The sequence below is a fragment of the Ancylobacter defluvii genome, assembly GCF_018390605.1.
Lineage (GTDB): Bacteria > Pseudomonadota > Alphaproteobacteria > Rhizobiales > Xanthobacteraceae > Ancylobacter > Ancylobacter defluvii.
The window spans coordinates 302,802-318,026 of record NZ_JAHBGD010000005.1 but is presented as its reverse complement, the minus strand read 5'-3'; the positions used below and the strand labels follow the sequence as shown (position 1 = coordinate 318,026).

Here is a 15,225-nt window from a genome sequence, read left to right as displayed (position 1 = left end):
CGGTCGTCCGCTGCTGCGAAAAGCAGGCGTGGATCGCGTGTCATTGCGGCCTCCACGCGTGGGAACGGATCGCCGGTTTCGCCCGCGACATATGTTCGACATTTACGGGCAGGAAACCGCTGGCCGTCAGCACCTTGTTGAGGCTGCCGACCAGGCCGATACCACCGGCGACGCGCACCTCGGCTGCACTCATGCCATCACCTCCTGCACGGCGGGCATGCGGACCAGCTCGGCACGGAAATAGCTGATGGTGCGCGCCAGCCCCTCCTCCAGGCCGACATTCGGTATCCAGTCGAGCAGGCGCACCGCCTCGCCAATGTCGGGGCAGCGCCGGCGCGGATCGTGGACCGGCAACGGACGGTAGATGACCTGCGATTGCGAACCGGTCATGCGGCGCACGATGGCCGCGAAGTCGTTGATGGTGCGCTCGTCCGGATTGCCGATATTGACCGGCCCATCGACACCGTCGGGCGTCGCCATCAGGCGAATGAGCGCCTCCACCGTCTCGTCGACATAGCAGAAGGAGCGTGTTTGCGAGCCATCGCCATAGACCGTCATGTCCGTGCCGGACAGCGCCTGCACGATCAGATTGGAAGTGACACGCCCGTCGTCGATGCTCATGCGCGGACCATAGGTATTGAAAATGCGGGCGATCTTGATCCGCGTTCCCAGCACACGCTCATGGTCGAAGAAGAGGCTTTCCGCGCAGCGCTTGCCTTCGTCATAGCAGGCGCGCGGCCCGGTCGGGTCGACATGTCCCCGATAGGATTCAGGTTGTGGGCTGACCTCGGGATCGCCATAGACCTCGGATGTCGAGGCCTGGAGAATCTTGGCGTTCTGCTCCGTCGCCAGCTCAAGAAGGTTCAGCGCCCCGACTACACTGGTCATGGTGGTGTGGATCGGTTCGGCCGCATAGGCCGGCGGTGAGGCCGGGCAGGCAAGATTGTAGATTTCGTCGACGTCGATGGGGATGGAGATCGGCTCCACGACATCGTGCAGCAGGAGCGAAAATCGGGGTTTCCCGATCAGATGCTCGATGTTTTGCCGCCTGCCTGTCGAAAAGTTGTCGAGGCAAACAACATGGGCTCCCCGTTCGAGCAGCCGGTCGCACAGATGGGAGCCGACAAATCCCGCCCCGCCTGTCACCAGGACTCGAGGACTCCGTCGGGGAGCGGCAGCGTCACGGCTCATGTGGATATGCGTCATCGCTCTTTGCATGGATGCAGAACCTTCGATCTCGCATTGATGATGAATCGTCGATGGTGGGAGACGATGGTGGGAAATGTGGAGCGATATCAGCGGCTCGGCTGCATCAACGGGAGCCTCCCCGTCCATTCGGACCAGAGAATGCCCAGCTATGCCATTTGCCTGATAAGCCTGATAAAATTCGCGTCCTGTCTGGGACTGACGTTACGAGTGTTTGTTGAGTTCCCCTCAACACCTGCCCCAGGTGCAATCTGAGGCGGCAACCTTACGTCAAGCTTACAATCCGTTAAAAATTGATATGAAATTTGAATTTTTTTATCATGAAAATATCAACGAACTTTCTGGCAACATCCGATTACCCTAACGAGGGGCGATCGACACTCCGCTCGCGCCGGTGCCACCGATAGGCGGGCCGACACCAGAAATGTCGGTATCGACATGCTGCGACACGCCACCGGCTCCCGCCGCTCCCTTCCAGCTGATCACGAACACGTTGCCTCCGCCTTCACGAGGCACAACCGCTGCAACGGCACCATGAAGCGCCGCGATCTCCGCAACAATCGCGAGTCCCAGCCCGGCGCCGGAAGTCGTCGATGCTGAACCACGCTGGAACCGCTGGAAGATTCGGGCCCGGTCAGCCGGCGCGATATCCGCTCCGCGATCCATGACGCGGATCTCCGGTTCTTCCGTGACCTCGATAGCGATGGGCGAGCGATCGGGTGTGTGCATCAGGGCATTTTCAATCAGGTTGGCCACGGCAAGCCCAAGTACCTCCACATTGCCGCTCACTTCGACCGGCCGATTGGGGGCGCGCATTTCGATCAGCCGACCGTTCCGGATGGCAAGAGGCGCCAGCGCCGCCACCGTCTCCCTGACCGTGACAACGAGGTCCACCACCGCGTTCATGCACGGCGGGGCAGCGTCGAGCCGTGCAACCCGAAGCATCTGCGAAACAAGCCGGCCAAGACGCGCAGCGTCGCGACCGAGAGCATCGCGCCCGGCGCCCGAAGTCAGCGTATCGATACGCGCCGCCAGCACGGCGATAGAGGTCCGCAATTCGTGTGCGGCATCGGCGGTGAAACGCCGTTCTGCCTCATGCACCCGCTCGAACCGGGCGATCGCATCGTTCATAGCTTCCACCAGCGGCAGGATTTCGTCCGGGTGCCCCTGCGCCGATAGTCGCATCGCAGGGCAGCCCGGCACGATGGTCCGCGCCTCGACGGCGACGCGATCGAGGTTGTGGAAGCCGCGATTGAGCGTCCACATCGTCACCAGCAGCGTCAATGCAAGCACTGGCATCACGGCCAGCAAGCTGAATCCGATCAGGTCGAGGATGACGCCGTGCGCCGGTTCGCCAAGGCTGCCTTCCTCGACGGATGCCAGCACGGACAAGACGACGATGAGGATCGCGGCCGACGATCCGATAATGCCGAGGACGAGAACGACGGTCAGACGCAATGCGAGTTGCCGTTTCAGCGACCAGGGGTGCCGCATGCTCACGGCAGATCGTCCATCAGGTAGCCAATTCCACGCAGCGTATGGATCCGCGTGCTGGCGCCGGCGTCGGTCAGCTTGCGACGGAGCCGGTGCATCAGCACCTCTAACGCGTTGGAATCGATGTCGTCGTCGAAGCTGTAGACGGCATGTTCGATCACCTCCTTGCTGAGCACGCGCCCGGCCCGCCGCATGAACAGCTCGAGCAAGCCGAGTTCCCGCCGCGACAGCTGAAGCGGAGCTGTCGCCACCATGACCTTCAAATCCGCAGTGTTGAAATCGACGTTGCCGATCACGAGATGCACGCTGAGCGCCTGGTTCGGCCGACGCAGCAGCGCACGCAGCCGCGCCACCACCTCGTCGAAGTGAAACGGCTTCACGACATAATCGTCGCCGCCCTCCTCAAGCCCGCGCACCCGGTCGCAGGGATTGTCGCGCGCGGTAAGGATGAGGACCGGGATGGAAAGGCCATTCGCCCGGTGCCGTTTGAGCAGATCGAGACCGTCACCGTCCGGCAACCGCAGATCGAGCACTGCGATGTCGTAGCGGCCAGCGGCCAGGGCTGCCTCGGCGTCGGCGATGGTCGTCACATGATCGACCACAAAGCCGGCCGGTTTCAATGCGGCCACGAGCAGGTCAGCAAGTTCACGTTCGTCTTCCACGAGCAACAGGCGCATCGGTTTCGAGCCCAATAGCCGCGGACATCGCACACAACCTTACGTTCGAACGTCGGTGCGCGATATCCCGGAGAGTACGCAGCTGGGTCGGCACCTGTTGGGGGAGGCTCTGCCGGCCGCCGGCTAGGGCAACGGCCCGACGGCGATGCCGGCCAAGCTCAGCTCCATGCGTGCGTGCACCGCGCTCGGCGTCACCCGTGGCCCCTGCCCTATTTCCGTTATGGCGCACCGCGCAGGTACTGCCGCATGCGGTGTTCGAACCCCGCACCACAAGCAGGCCGGCCATGCGGCAACCGCATGCCCGCATAAGTTGACGCTGCGCGTTCAACGATATCACGAGCACCGTGGCAGGCGGGTGACAGTGAGGGAGGCTCCTCACGTCTTCGTCCTTAGAAGCAGGCGAAATTGAAAAGAAATTTTGCTAGCTATGTGAAAGAAAATCGCTCCCAAAGCGGGCACAAGACTCGCCAGAACATATACATGACCATCGGTAGCCTCATGCACGTGAATTCGCGCCTGCACTTCGCGCTGGATTTCGACGGAACCATCTGCCCCGTCGATACCACCGACTTCCTGCTGGAAAGTTTTGCCGAGCCGGAATGGCGGGCCATCGAGGACCGCTGGCAGGCGGGGGAGATTTCGTCGCGCGCCTGCCTGGCGGCGCAGGTCGCACTGATCCGCGCCAGCGAGGACGATGTCCGTCGCGCCCTCGCCGCCATCACGCTGGATCCCGACGTGACCCGCTTCGTTGCCGCCGCGCGCCAGCACGGGGCCGACGTCTCTGTCGTTTCCGACGGATTCGACGTCTCGATCCTTCCATTGCTGGCCGCCGCCGGCCTCGATCTGCCGGTTACCTGCAACCAGATGCTGCCGGTCGGCAAGGATCGCTGGGCGGCGCGCTTCAGCAATGGCGCCGAAGGCTGCGGCAGCGGCACCTGCAAATGCGCCGCCACCGACGCCAAGCAGCCTCTGGTGCTCATCGGCGACGGCCGGTCCGATTTTTGCCTTGCTCGACGCGCCGACTTCGTTTTCGCCAAGGGAAGTCTTGCCGCCTTCTGCGCAGAAGAATCTTTGCCGCATCTGGCGGTTTCCGGCTTCGCCGACGTTCTCGCCTTCCTGCCCGCACTCATCTCGGAGATGAGCCCCACCCTGCCGGTATCCACCGGAACTTCGTTCGAGGATCTCAATGCTTGACCGTAACCTGACCTCCCCCCCGACGTCGAGCGAGAGCGAACGCGAGCGCCTCTACGCGCTTGAAGCCGAATATTGCTCCTATGGAGACACGGTGCACTATACGGAAGTGCCGAAGATCTTCGAGCGATGCGAAGGCTCGTTCATTTACGACGATGAAGGCCAGCAATTTCTCGATCTTCAGATGTGGTATTCGGCCGTCAACTTCGGCTACGCCAATCCGCGTTTGAATGAAGCGCTGAAGCGGCAGATCGACCGGCTGCCGCAGGTCGCCAGCCAGTATCTCCACAAGGAGAAGATCGAGCTCGCCGCCGAGATCGGCATCGGCGCACAGCAGCGCTTCGGTCAGAAGGGCCGTGTGCATTTCAACGTCGGCGGCGCGCAGGCGGTCGAGGATTCGCTCAAGATCGTGCGCAACGCGTCGAACGGGAAGAGCCTGATGTTCGCCTTCGAGGGCGGCTATCACGGCCGCACCCTCGGCGCCTCGGCCATCACCTCGTCCTACCGCTACCGCCGCCGCTACGGCCATTTCGGCGAGCGCGCCCAGTTCATCGAGTTCCCCTATCACTTCCGCGGCCCGCGCGGCATGTCGAAGGAGGAGTATGGCGAGCTGTGCGTGAAGAAGTTCGAGCGCCTGTTCGAGAGCGAATATAATGGCGTGTGGGACCCCAAGGTCGGCCAGGCGGAATATGCCGCCTTCTATGTCGAGCCGATCCAGGGCACTGGCGGCTATGTCATCCCGCCGCCGAACTTCTTCCCCGAGCTGAAGCGCGTGCTGGACAAGCACGGCATCCTCTTGGTGGTGGACGAGATCCAGATGGGTTTCTACCGCACCGGCAAATTGTGGTCGATCGAGCATTTCGGCGTCACGCCCGACGTGCTGGTGTTCGGCAAGGCGCTGACCAACGGCCTCAACCCGCTCTCCGGCATCTGGGCGCGCGAGGAGCTGATCAACCCGACCGTGTTCCCGGCCGGCTCGACCCACTCCACCTTCAACGCCAATCCGCTGGGCACCGCGGTGGCGCTCGAAGCCATGCGGATGATGCGCGAGGACGATTACGAGACCACCGTCCCGGCCAAGGGCGCCTATTTCCTCGACGGCCTGAAGGCACTCAAGGAAAAGCACAAGATCGTCGGCGACGTCGACGGCCTCGGCCTGGCTTTGCGCATCGAGATCTGCGAGCCGCATGACAGCTACACGCCGTCGAAGAAGCTGGTCGACCTCATGGTCGACGAGGCGCTGAAGGGCGACCTTGTCCATGGCGGCGAGCGCTATGGGCTGGTGCTCGATATCGGCGGTTACCATAAGAACGTGATCACGGTGGCGCCGGCGCTCACGATTTCCTATGAGGAAATCGATCTCGGCCTCGCCCTGCTCGATCAGCTCTTCGAGCGGGTTACACCCCGGTGAACCCGATGCGCATACGCCTCCTCGATACGGACGGGTCGCTTGCGGCCCAGCCCGGCTTGGTTGCGGCATGCGCGCAATCGGGCGGCGATGTCATTGCCGCCCGCGACCTTGCCCCGCGTCTGCGGCTGCTCGCCTCGGAGGAAGCGCTCGCCGCCCTCGACGCGCGCCTCGGCTCGCCGGTGGACGGCGACATCCACTTCATCGGCTCGGGCGATTTCCACCATCTGTCGCTGCTGCTGGTGAAGCGGCTGAAACAGCCGGTGAGCATCATCCATTTCGACAATCACCCGGACTGGATCCGCTTCCCCTTGAATCTGAACTGCGGATCCTGGGTGGCGCGGGCACTGGAACGGCCCGAGGTGCTGCGAGTCGTCACGCTCGGTCCGGCCAGCGCCGACATCGAGGCGCCGCAGCTCCGGGGCGGGGCGGTCGGCGCACTGCGCTCCGGACGCCTCGAACTGCACCCGTGGTTCGACGGCGCCACCTTCTATGCCGGCCCGTCCTTTGAGAATGCCGGCGCGCGCGGCACCTGCGGCCTCGCCCGCGATGGCCTGCGCTGGCGGGGACTGGCGGAGGACGACTGGGGCGGTCGCGTCGCCGGCATTGCCGATCGGCTGCCCGAAGCGCCGGTCTGGGTCAGCCTCGACAAGGATGTGCTCACCTCCGCCGAGGCGGTGACCAATTGGGACCAGGGCCAGCTGCGGCTCGACGCGGTGCTGGAAGCGATCGACATCATCGCCGCCCGGCGCCCCGTCATCGGCATGGATGTGTGTGGCGACTACTCGCCCGAGGGCTCGCTTGGAACGGTCCGCTCGCTGCTCGCCCGCCTCGATCGCGACCAGCGGCCCGTACCGCCCGACGCAGGCACCGCTGTCAACGAGGCGACCAATCTGCGCATCCTCTCGGCTATGGAGGCGGTGCTGCAATGACCGTGGAGCTCGTCGCGCTGTTCGCGGCTTCCGTCGCCTGCGATGTCATCGGCCAGATCGCCTTCAAGCTAGGGGCGGACAAGATTCCCGCACCGGAGGGGGGCCGGTGGGGCGCCTTCCTTCGCTCGCTGGTGGCGACACCCTGGCTGCTGGCCGGAATCGGCATATATGTTGCTGAATTCGTTATCTGGATTCGTATCCTGGCACTGGTGCCGCTTTCGATAGCCTTTCCGCTCGCCAGCCTGAACATTCTCGGGGTCCTGGCTGCCAGCCACCTGTTTCTCGGCGAGAGACTGGGCCGGAACCACTGGGCGGGGGCGCTGCTCATCATGGCGGGTATCGTTCTCGTCGCCAGCGAGTTGTGAGGAAGGCACGTGGTGAAGGCCGTGGCCGATCATTCCATTCTTTACGAGCGCGGTCCGGTCGGCGTGCTGCTCATCCACGGGCTTGGCGGCACTCCGGTGGAAATGCGGGACATTGCACGCCGGCTCGCGGCAGCCGGCTACACCGTCATGTGTTGCCAGCTGGCCGGCCATTGCGGCACCGAGGACGACCTGACCGGCACCGGCTTCGAGGACTGGTACGACAGTGCCGTCGACGCCCTTCACGAGCTTGAGAAGCGATGCTCGACCATTCTCGTCGGCGGGCTCTCCATGGGCGCGGTGCTGGCGGCGCTGGTGGCGGCGCGCCAGCCGCAGCGCGTGCGCGGCCTCGTGATGCTGGCGCCGACGCTGACCTATGATGGCTGGTCGATCCCGAAATACAGCTTCCTGCTGCGGCTGTTCATCAACACGCCTTTCGGCCGGCGCTACCGCTTCGAGGAACGCGAGCCCTACGGACTGAAGGATGAGCGCACCCGGGCGATGGTCGCCTATTCGATGCGCCATGGCAGCAGCGCCGAAGCCGGCCTGCTCGCCACTCCGGCCATAGCGCTGCGCGAATTGTGGCGGCTCACGGCGAAGATCAAGCCGATGCTGCCGCTCATCCGCCAGCGCACGCTGGTCGTGCACGCCAGGCACGACGACATCGCCAGCCTCGACAATGCGATCACGCTGCAACGCCGCCTCGGCGGCGTCGTCGATACCATGGTGCTGGAGGACAGCTACCACCTCGTCACCGTGGATAGGCAGCGTCACCTCGTGGGCGAGAGGGTGGTGGAATTCGTCGGCCGCATCGCTCGCGACGTCGAGGCCGAGCGGACCGAGCCGACCGGCTGGGCGAGGCCGGCCACCGCCGCCAAGCTGGCAGCCGCCAGTGCGGTGGCGGAGGCGGGTGCGGTACCGGGCGCACTGGAGCCCGCCGATCTTGTTCCCGGCCTTGGATCGGCCGCGTTGGCCTCCGTCGGAGCGGGCCATGGCTCATGAGCCATTGTCGCTCGGCTTGCCGACCAGCGAGGGGCGTGCCTCCCGGCGAGCGACGGATCCCAACGATACCGGCATGACGGCGGCCTCGAAGGAGACAGGTGCGGGCGCCGGGCGGCGGGTCCACATCCATGCCGGTGTTTCCGCTCTTTCCCGACAGGACTGGATGTTGTGCCGCCCGGACGATGCCGAGGGTTGGGACTATCTCGTCGCCTGCGAAACCGGGACGCCCGCGACCTTCCGCCTGTCGGCGGCGAGCGCCGCCGATTCCCGCGGCTTTCTCGGCGGCTTGCCATTGTTCACCGTCGGCTATCCGCTCGACACGCCGTTCCAGGACGAGAGCGAGGCGCCGCCCGGCAATTCACTGTCCGGCCGCCTCGGCCGCCTGGCCCGCTCCGCCGCCCGCGCGCTGCTGCGCGGCCAGGAATGGCGGCTGCTGGCCATCGGCTCGCCTTTTGCCGAGAACTGCCCGATCGCACTGCTGCCTTCGCTCGGCAAGCAGGAGCGCGACGCCGTGCTGGCGGAATTGCTGCGTGGTGTCGAGGCCGAGGCCCGGCGACAGAAGGCCGGCCTGATCGCCGTCAAGGATATCGATCCGCAGGAAATGCAGCGGATCGGCCCCGCCCTCGCCGCGGCCGGCTATGTGCCGCTGGAAAGCCTGCCGCACGCGGTGCTGGACCTTGCCGGCACCTCCGGGGTCGACGGCTGGCTGGCGCGGCTTTCCCCGGCGACACGCAAGGACCTGCGGCGCAAGCTGAAGCGCGCCGACCGGGTGACGGTCGAATGGCGCAATTCCATCGCCGGGCTGGAGGACGAGGTTCGCGCCCTCTATGACGCGACCCGTGCGCAGAGCCATGTGCGCTACGGCGATTTCGAGGATCTCCCGGACGGTTATTTCGAGCGCATCGCCGCCGCCCAGCCGGAGCGCACGCTGTTCGCCTTCTATCGGATCGACGGCCGGCTGGCGGCCTTCAACCTGCTGCTGGTCGAACCGGACCGGGTGATCGACAAGTTCCTCGGCATGTCCTATCCGCTTGCCCGCGACCATGACCTCTATGCGGTGAGCTGGGCGGAAAACGTGAAGCTTTGCCAGCGCCTCGGCCGGCGCTTCCTGCAGACGGGACAGACCGCCTATGCCTCCAAGCTGCGCTATGGCAGCGGCCTGCGCCCCTCGACGATCATGGTGAAGCATCTGAATCCCGTCCTGAACATGCTGGTGCGCCTCGCCGTGCCGTGGCTTGGCTTTCCGCGCTGGGATCCGGATCTCGTCGCGCATCAGCGTCGCGGGCGCGTGTGATGATTGCCGCCTCGCTCCGTTTCCCCGTGCTGGTCGGGGTGTATCTGCTGGTCGATACCGGCACGCAGATCGCCTTCGAGGCGACGTCGCGCGCCATCGGCGACATGCCCATCAGCCCGGCCTTCCTGCAGGCGGTGGCGCAGTCGCCGGCAAGCTGGGTGGCGGCGCTGCTGTATTTCGCCACCTATGCCTCGTGGATCCTTATCCTGAAATACTGTTCGCTCGGCAGGGCCTTCCCGCTGACGACGCTGAGCTATGTTACCGTGCCGCTGGCGAGCTGGCTGATCTTTGACGAAGGGGTGGGGCTTGTGCCGGCGGCGGGAATCGCACTGATTCTCGCGGGGGTCTGGCTGATCGGGCCCCAGGCCGAACAACAGGCTGATCAAGTCGATCCAGCCGCGCCGGAAACAGCGGCGTCTTCCACGGGAGCGAAGTGATGCGCCGATCTCTGATCCTGCCCGCCCTGGCGGCCCTGTCGCTTGTCGCCGCCGTCGCCACCGCCAAGGCCGCACCGGAAGACATTAGCGGCGTGTGGCTGACCGATGACGGGCAAGGCGCGGTTGAGATTGCGCCGTGCGGCGGTGCGGTCTGCGGACGCATCGTGTGGCTGAAGACGCCGACGATGAACGGCCAGCCGCTGCGCGACGCGCGCAATCCCAACACCTCGGCGCGCAACCAGACGATCTGCGGCCTGCGCGTGCTCGGCGACCTGCAGCCCAAGGGCAACCGCTACGAGGGCGGATGGATCTACGATCCGGAGACCGGCAGCCGCTACCGTCTGTCAGCCGAGCCCAGGAAGAACGGGCGGCTGGCGATCATCGGCTTTGTCGGCCTCGAAGCCCTTGGCGAGACGATGGAATGGACACGCGCGCCGGCGAGTATCGGCCGCTGCAGCTGACGGCCGCCGCAGGGCGCAGTTCCCGCATCAGCAACGGTCGCCATGGCGGATCGGCGTGACCGCCGATGACTTCAGTGTTGCCACAGTCGCGCGCTACGATCGCAGAAAGTGATCGGCCATCAGCGCCGCCGTGACGCGGCCGGAAGGCGCCGCCATGCCCTGCACAGCCAATGCCGACCCACCTCCCCCGATGCGCGACCATCTGCCCGCGCAGGGCTGGGGCGTATTTCGCAGGGCTACCCGCGCCACCATGCCCAGGCCGCCGTGAGCACTCCGGCGTCGAAGGTGCGGAGTGCCGGGCTTCCCGCGCTTCCCAGCAGTTCAACGTTCAGGGAAGCTTCAAAAAGGGTAGAACGTCATGGAGCACCTTGTCCCACAATCCTCGCCCGATCCCTTCGCCTGGGCGCGGGCCGCACAGCTTGAGGCGATGGACGAGTTGCGCAGCGTCCAGGCGCGCGCGCTGGATCTGTTCGGCTTCGGATCCCACGAATGCCCCTATGAGGTGATCGCTACCGGGCCGCACTGGCGGCTCCGGCGCTATCACGGCAGCAGAGACGCCCCGCCGCTACTGTTCGTGCCGGCACCGATCAAGCGCCCCTATGTCTGGGACCTGACTCCGGATGTCAGCGTCGTGCGCTTTTGCCTCGACCACGCCTTCGCGGTGCATCTGCTCGAATGGCTCCCCCCGAAGGGCAACGACAGCCCCGCCGGCATTGCCGATTACGTGCAGGCATTGCTCTCCGCCTGCCGCACCATCGCTGCCGGGCGCTCCGGCGAAGCTCCCATCGTCATGGGGCATTCACTCGGCGGCACGCTCGCCGCCATCGGCTGCGCCCTTCAGCCAAGCGCCACACGCGGCTTGGTGCTGCTCGGCGCCCCGCTCAGCTTCGAGCCCGGCTCCAGCGCGTTTCGCGATGTCGTCGTCGAGCAGAAGATCGAGACGCCGGAGGACAGCACCATCCCCGGCTCGCAGCTGTCGCAGTGCTGCGCCCTGCTCGCGCCGGCGACCTTCGTCTGGTCGCGCTGGATGGATGCCGCGCTCAGCTTCGCCGATCCGGCGGCGCTGGACCTCCACATTCGTGTCGAGCGTTGGGCGCTGGACGAGGTGCCCCTCCCCGGCCGGCTGGTGCACGAAATCGTTCGATGGCTTTACCGGGAGGACCGCTTCCGCCGTGGCCGCATCGAGCTTGAAGGACGCCGGCTCGGCCCGCAGGATCTCCGCATGCCGGTGCTCGCCATGGTCAACCCGTCGGACGAGATCGGCCCCCGCGCCGCGATCGAACCGTTCCTCGCCGGCATGGCGACCAACGATACCCGCATCGTCGAGCATCCGCCGGAGGTCGGCGTCGGACTCCAGCACCTCGCCATCCTCGCCGGGCGACGGGCGCATGCGGAGACCTGGCCGGAGATCGCCGCCTGGATCGACGCCCGCGCCGGCAGTTTCAGGCCCGGACCGCCAGCCCGCCGGCGATGAGCTTCGCCCAGACATCCTCGGCGGTATCGGCGAACTGGAACAACCCGCACTCGCTTTCGTCGATCATGCCGTGGTCGACCAGCGCGCGGAAATTGATCACCGAGCGCCAATAGGCTTCATCGAACAGCACGATGCACACCGGCTGCGCCTTGTCGGTCGCCCGCAGGTTGAGGATTTCGAACAATTCGTCGAGCGTGCCGAAGCCGCCGGGGAACACCACCAGCGCGTTTGCCCGCATGGCAAGGTGCATCTTGCGCATCGCGAAATAATGGAACCGGAAGGTGAGCTGCGGCGTGGTGTAGAGGTTCGGGCCCTGCTCGTGCGGCAGGCTGATGTTGAAGCCGATGCTCGGCGCCGCGACCTCGAAGGCGCCGCGATTGGCGGCCTCCATCAGCCCCGGGCCACCGCCGGTGGCAATCACATTGTCCCGCACCCCGCCATCGCCGAGGCCGAGCGCCCCGCCGCGCTCGGAGGCGATCCGCCCGAAGCGGCGCGCCTGCTGGTAGAAGAAGGGCTGGCGCCCCGGCCCATCCTCGCGCACGCGCGCCGAGCCGAACACCACCACGGTGGAGCGTATGCGCCAGCGCCGCAGTTCCTCCTCAGCCTTGGCATATTCGAGCAGGAAACGTACGCCCCGCATCGAATCGCCGAGGAGGAAATCCTGATCAAGGGCCGGAAGCCGGTAGCTCGGCAGCGCCGTCCTGTCGTCACTCACGTCGTGTTCTCTCTCTTCGCGCCGGCCAAGCGGCGCCGGCAAGCCCGATCATCGTCCATCGGCTTGGTAGAGGGAAATGGCGGCGGATGCAGCCGTCAAATGCCGGCATGACGTCGGATTTGATCGGCTCGGCCCTCCCGGCCGCCCGGGGCGCATGAAGCGCGACGACACCCGCTCCGGCGCTGCAGAGTCGATCCTGCCGGCTTCGTGATCGGGATCGACGCGGCTCCGGCGTGAACCGCCCTTGCCCTCCGACCGCCCCCACCTACATCAGCGCGCGAGCCGCAAATGGCCACCAGAGGTTCCAGATATGCCGTCGCATTTTATCCGCTTCGATCCCGACACCATCCAGCTGCTCGACCGATGCATGACAAAGGCGCAGGAGATCGCCGCAACCTTGGAGACGGAATCCGATAGCCCGGATACCCGCACCCGCCTGGCCTCGGCTCTGATCGAGGCCGTCGGCCTCGGCGAAAAGGACGAGGAGCATCTGGTGGAATTCGCGCTGCGGGTGCTGCCGGCCTACCGCGAGCGGCAGCCTCGGCATTGAACGCGCTCCATCCGGCAGGGCGAGAAGAGGGCCGGGAAACGGAACGCGGCGTCCGGGAAGGGCGGAAACGCCGTCCGCAAGCGTAGCTCGCGGGCGGCAGCGGCCTCTCCGTGCAACGTGGCATCCCACGCCGGGCACGGAAGGGACGTTTCAGCCCCTTCCGCCCGCGGGATGGCTCAGTAGCTCCGCGCTATGGACGAGATGATGCCGCTTGCGATGCCGATCAACAGATACTCATTGTTCACCCGCACCCAGTTGTAGCCGCGCGGCGGCGGGGCGAGGCGATGACGTCCATAGTCCCGCACCACATCATGCCGGTAGCTCGGGGGAAGCCGCTTGCCCTTGGACCACTGCGAGTGGTGGGAAGCCGGCCGGGCCTGACTGTGCGGCTTGCCAGGCTGCGACCGGCTCTGCGGCGGCCTGCCCTGCTGGGAATTCGGCTTATGCTGGTGCGCCTGCTGCGCCTGCTGCGCCTGCTGCGCCTGCTGCGCCTGCGGGCGCGGCTGATACGGCGAGCCTTGAGCAAACGCCATGGATGTCCCCAGCATCGAGAGGATAGACGCAAGTATGACGAGACGCTTCATGATATTCACTCCGTTTTCATGCGATAAAATTCGCAATAATCGACACTGAAAATGACCTTCTGAATGTGAATGGAAACTGAATGACAATCTAAATTATTTGTAATGACTTACGTTGAGGAACATTCAATTCGCAGCAATGCCCATCGTCTCGAATCTTCGTCCGCCTTCCTGGGAGCGGCGCCTTGTTTGTCCGGGGCGATGGGCTGGAGTTACATCTCATTCAAGTTGCATCCGACCACCAGCACTCCGCCCCCGCCCCAGGCTTCCATGTCCGCACGGGAGAATGATGCAGCTTCGATCCGGAGTGGCGCCGGCATTTCCTGAAGATCATTGGATATTTGGGCGGACCGCTTCCCCAAACCTGTAGCAGCACCTGGGACACCTGCCCGGCGCACCGCCTGTTCACCACGACGAGCGACACACCGCTTCTCGATCGTGCGCGCTCACTGTTCTCAAACACTCCGCAGCGTCACATTGAGAACGCATTGAAGCGCTAGATGGTATATGTCGTAGTTGCGGCCACGCCCCGTTGAAAGACGCAGGGCTGCTTCACTCAAATCGACGCACCAGCGTCAGCCGCCGACCAAACGTCGGACCGGCACAAGGGACTTATGCATACTCAGAATTCTCGTCGACCCGCCCTTTCCTCCCAGTCCAACCCTGCGCCCACCGTCATCCGTTCCAGCCCCGACTGGAAACCCGAGCCGTGCGGCCTGACGCGCGAGCAAATCCGCGCCATCATCATCGAACAGATCGGCTGACGTCGCGCTCTCGTGCACGCAGGGCCGAGCGGATGGGCCCGCCGAGCCGCCGTTCAACCCATCAACGGCTTGAACCGGCGGCCAGCTGCCCCTTATAGCAATCCTCCAGCACCCCGCCCGGTGCGAGACAATGGAGGCCCGCTTGAACGGCGAAGAACTCAGAAAAATCCTGTGTCGTCTGGAAGCGGGGATGATCCTCAGCGTGCCGGATGCGTGGATCGAGCGCACCATTACCGGATCCCGCGTCACACGCGCCCGTCTGATCGATGACATCGCGCGCCAGTATCACTGCGTTTGCCATCAGGAACCCGGCGCCCAGAGATTTGAAAGGCTCGACTTTCCGGCAACGGGATGAACCGGCGGACGCGAGCACGTAAGGGCCACCAAGTGAAGCCCTGGCCTTGTCGCGGAGCGGCTCCTCATTGACCCGGGGAATGCCGCTCTCCTCCCGCAAGCGCCCGAAGGCTCCGGGAGAATCAGCGGGCGCCAACAATGCCTGCTCCACCGTCGGCTGTTGCGGACAGTGCCAAATGGCCGCTGCAGGTGAGGCTAGCCCCGAGCCCTGCAGGATGGGCATCGGGAGCGCGAGACGAAGCATCGATGGCGGCAAGGACAAGTGCGCCCTGAGCAGCCAAAGCAAGATTGCCGCATTTAAGCGCTCCGAGCGCCTTTGAAAT

Annotated in this window: 17 protein-coding genes; 11 read left to right on the top strand and 6 right to left on the bottom strand. The window is 65.2% G+C overall.

The window, feature by feature from the left end; all coding sequences use genetic code 11:
- Nucleotides 1–40: 40 nt before the first annotated feature.
- The 4 genes from KHC24_RS04125 to KHC24_RS04110 form a co-directional block, all read right to left on the bottom strand.
- The gene (locus KHC24_RS04125) at nt 41–193 is read right to left on the bottom strand and encodes a hypothetical protein (protein ID WP_213359583.1); all 153 of its coding nucleotides are present in this window, start codon (nt 191–193) and stop codon (nt 41–43) included.
- On the bottom strand, nt 190–1,206 hold the full coding sequence (locus KHC24_RS04120; RefSeq protein WP_246546220.1) for a UDP-glucuronic acid decarboxylase family protein: 1,017 nt from the start codon (nt 1,204–1,206) through the stop codon (nt 190–192). The genes KHC24_RS04125 and KHC24_RS04120 overlap by 4 nt, the downstream gene beginning before the upstream one ends.
- Nucleotides 1,207–1,566: 360 nt before the next feature.
- Nucleotides 1,567–2,700: a sensor histidine kinase gene (locus KHC24_RS04115; RefSeq protein WP_246546219.1), complete on the bottom strand. Its 1,134-nt coding sequence runs from the start codon at nt 2,698–2,700 to the stop codon at nt 1,567–1,569.
- Nucleotides 2,701–2,702: 2 nt separating this feature from the next.
- A complete protein-coding gene (locus KHC24_RS04110) occupies nt 2,703–3,377 on the bottom strand; it encodes a response regulator (RefSeq protein WP_213359580.1) in 675 nt (224 codons plus the stop codon).
- A gap of 480 nt (nt 3,378–3,857) precedes the next feature.
- Between KHC24_RS04110 and KHC24_RS04105 the strand changes: the two genes are divergently transcribed.
- From KHC24_RS04105 to KHC24_RS04065, 9 genes are all read left to right on the top strand, one after another.
- Nucleotides 3,858–4,571, top strand: coding sequence for an MtnX-like HAD-IB family phosphatase (locus KHC24_RS04105; protein ID WP_213359578.1), 714 nt, complete (start codon nt 3,858–3,860; stop codon nt 4,569–4,571).
- The gene (locus tag KHC24_RS04100) at nt 4,564–5,979 is read left to right on the top strand and encodes an aspartate aminotransferase family protein (protein ID WP_213359576.1); all 1,416 of its coding nucleotides are present in this window, start codon (nt 4,564–4,566) and stop codon (nt 5,977–5,979) included. The genes KHC24_RS04105 and KHC24_RS04100 overlap by 8 nt, the downstream gene beginning before the upstream one ends.
- A 5-nt stretch (nt 5,980–5,984) precedes the next feature.
- Complete coding sequence (locus tag KHC24_RS04095; protein WP_213359575.1) at nt 5,985–6,908, top strand: arginase family protein; 924 nt, start codon at nt 5,985–5,987, stop codon at nt 6,906–6,908.
- Nucleotides 6,905–7,273: an EamA family transporter gene (locus KHC24_RS04090; protein ID WP_213359574.1), complete on the top strand. Its 369-nt coding sequence runs from the start codon at nt 6,905–6,907 to the stop codon at nt 7,271–7,273. Before KHC24_RS04095 ends, KHC24_RS04090 begins: the two co-directional genes overlap by 4 nt.
- A 9-nt stretch (nt 7,274–7,282) precedes the next feature.
- A complete protein-coding gene (locus tag KHC24_RS04085) occupies nt 7,283–8,272 on the top strand; it encodes an alpha/beta hydrolase (RefSeq protein ID WP_271180649.1) in 990 nt (329 codons plus the stop codon).
- Nucleotides 8,262–9,566 carry a GNAT family N-acetyltransferase gene (locus KHC24_RS04080; RefSeq protein WP_213359573.1) on the top strand — a complete coding sequence of 435 codons (1,305 nt, stop codon included), beginning with the start codon at nt 8,262–8,264 and terminating at the stop codon, nt 9,564–9,566. The genes KHC24_RS04085 and KHC24_RS04080 overlap by 11 nt, the downstream gene beginning before the upstream one ends.
- Entirely contained in the window at nt 9,566–10,003 is a 438-nt protein-coding gene (locus tag KHC24_RS04075) for an EamA family transporter (RefSeq protein ID WP_213359571.1), read from the top strand. Before KHC24_RS04080 ends, KHC24_RS04075 begins: the two co-directional genes overlap by 1 nt.
- On the top strand, nt 10,003–10,464 hold the full coding sequence (locus tag KHC24_RS04070; RefSeq protein ID WP_213359567.1) for a DUF2147 domain-containing protein: 462 nt from the start codon (nt 10,003–10,005) through the stop codon (nt 10,462–10,464). Before KHC24_RS04075 ends, KHC24_RS04070 begins: the two co-directional genes overlap by 1 nt.
- A gap of 358 nt (nt 10,465–10,822) precedes the next feature.
- Complete coding sequence (locus tag KHC24_RS04065; RefSeq protein WP_213359564.1) at nt 10,823–11,938, top strand: alpha/beta hydrolase; 1,116 nt, start codon at nt 10,823–10,825, stop codon at nt 11,936–11,938.
- Here KHC24_RS04065 and KHC24_RS04060 read toward each other — a convergent pair.
- Nucleotides 11,907–12,653 carry an LOG family protein gene (locus tag KHC24_RS04060; protein WP_373878599.1) on the bottom strand — a complete coding sequence of 249 codons (747 nt, stop codon included), beginning with the start codon at nt 12,651–12,653 and terminating at the stop codon, nt 11,907–11,909. The genes KHC24_RS04065 and KHC24_RS04060 overlap by 32 nt on opposite strands.
- A 310-nt stretch (nt 12,654–12,963) precedes the next feature.
- On the opposite strand from KHC24_RS04060, the gene KHC24_RS04055 reads away from it, so the two are divergent.
- Nucleotides 12,964–13,203, top strand: coding sequence for a hypothetical protein (locus KHC24_RS04055; protein ID WP_213359562.1), 240 nt, complete (start codon nt 12,964–12,966; stop codon nt 13,201–13,203).
- Nucleotides 13,204–13,379: 176 nt separating this feature from the next.
- On the opposite strand, the gene KHC24_RS04050 is transcribed toward KHC24_RS04055, so the two are convergent.
- Nucleotides 13,380–13,787: an RcnB family protein gene (locus KHC24_RS04050; protein ID WP_246546113.1), complete on the bottom strand. Its 408-nt coding sequence runs from the start codon at nt 13,785–13,787 to the stop codon at nt 13,380–13,382.
- 903 nt (nt 13,788–14,690) lie between these two features.
- Here KHC24_RS04050 and KHC24_RS04045 point away from each other — a divergent pair.
- Entirely contained in the window at nt 14,691–14,903 is a 213-nt protein-coding gene (locus KHC24_RS04045) for a hypothetical protein (protein WP_213359561.1), read from the top strand.
- Nucleotides 14,904–15,225 lie beyond the last annotated feature (322 nt).

Excerpts from the sequence above, each read along its gene's own strand:
- KHC24_RS04125 (WP_213359583.1), bottom strand. The coding sequence starts at position 193 with ATGAGTGCAGCCGAGGTGCGCGTCGCCGGTGGTATCGGCCTGGTCGGC.
- KHC24_RS04120 (WP_246546220.1), bottom strand. The coding sequence starts at position 1,206 with ATGACGCATATCCACATGAGCCGTGACGCTGCCGCTCCCCGACGGAGT.
- KHC24_RS04115 (WP_246546219.1), bottom strand. The coding sequence starts at position 2,700 with ATGCGGCACCCCTGGTCGCTGAAACGGCAACTCGCATTGCGTCTGACC.
- KHC24_RS04110 (WP_213359580.1), bottom strand. The coding sequence starts at position 3,377 with ATGCGCCTGTTGCTCGTGGAAGACGAACGTGAACTTGCTGACCTGCTC.
- KHC24_RS04105 (WP_213359578.1), top strand. The coding sequence starts at position 3,858 with ATGACCATCGGTAGCCTCATGCACGTGAATTCGCGCCTGCACTTCGCG.
- KHC24_RS04100 (WP_213359576.1), top strand. The coding sequence starts at position 4,564 with ATGCTTGACCGTAACCTGACCTCCCCCCCGACGTCGAGCGAGAGCGAA.
- KHC24_RS04095 (WP_213359575.1), top strand. The coding sequence starts at position 5,985 with ATGCGCATACGCCTCCTCGATACGGACGGGTCGCTTGCGGCCCAGCCC.
- KHC24_RS04090 (WP_213359574.1), top strand. The coding sequence starts at position 6,905 with ATGACCGTGGAGCTCGTCGCGCTGTTCGCGGCTTCCGTCGCCTGCGAT.
- KHC24_RS04080 (WP_213359573.1), top strand. The coding sequence starts at position 8,262 with ATGGCTCATGAGCCATTGTCGCTCGGCTTGCCGACCAGCGAGGGGCGT.
- KHC24_RS04075 (WP_213359571.1), top strand. The coding sequence starts at position 9,566 with ATGATTGCCGCCTCGCTCCGTTTCCCCGTGCTGGTCGGGGTGTATCTG.
- KHC24_RS04070 (WP_213359567.1), top strand. The coding sequence starts at position 10,003 with ATGCGCCGATCTCTGATCCTGCCCGCCCTGGCGGCCCTGTCGCTTGTC.
- KHC24_RS04065 (WP_213359564.1), top strand. The coding sequence starts at position 10,823 with ATGGAGCACCTTGTCCCACAATCCTCGCCCGATCCCTTCGCCTGGGCG.
- KHC24_RS04055 (WP_213359562.1), top strand. The coding sequence starts at position 12,964 with ATGCCGTCGCATTTTATCCGCTTCGATCCCGACACCATCCAGCTGCTC.
- KHC24_RS04050 (WP_246546113.1), bottom strand. The coding sequence starts at position 13,787 with ATGAAGCGTCTCGTCATACTTGCGTCTATCCTCTCGATGCTGGGGACA.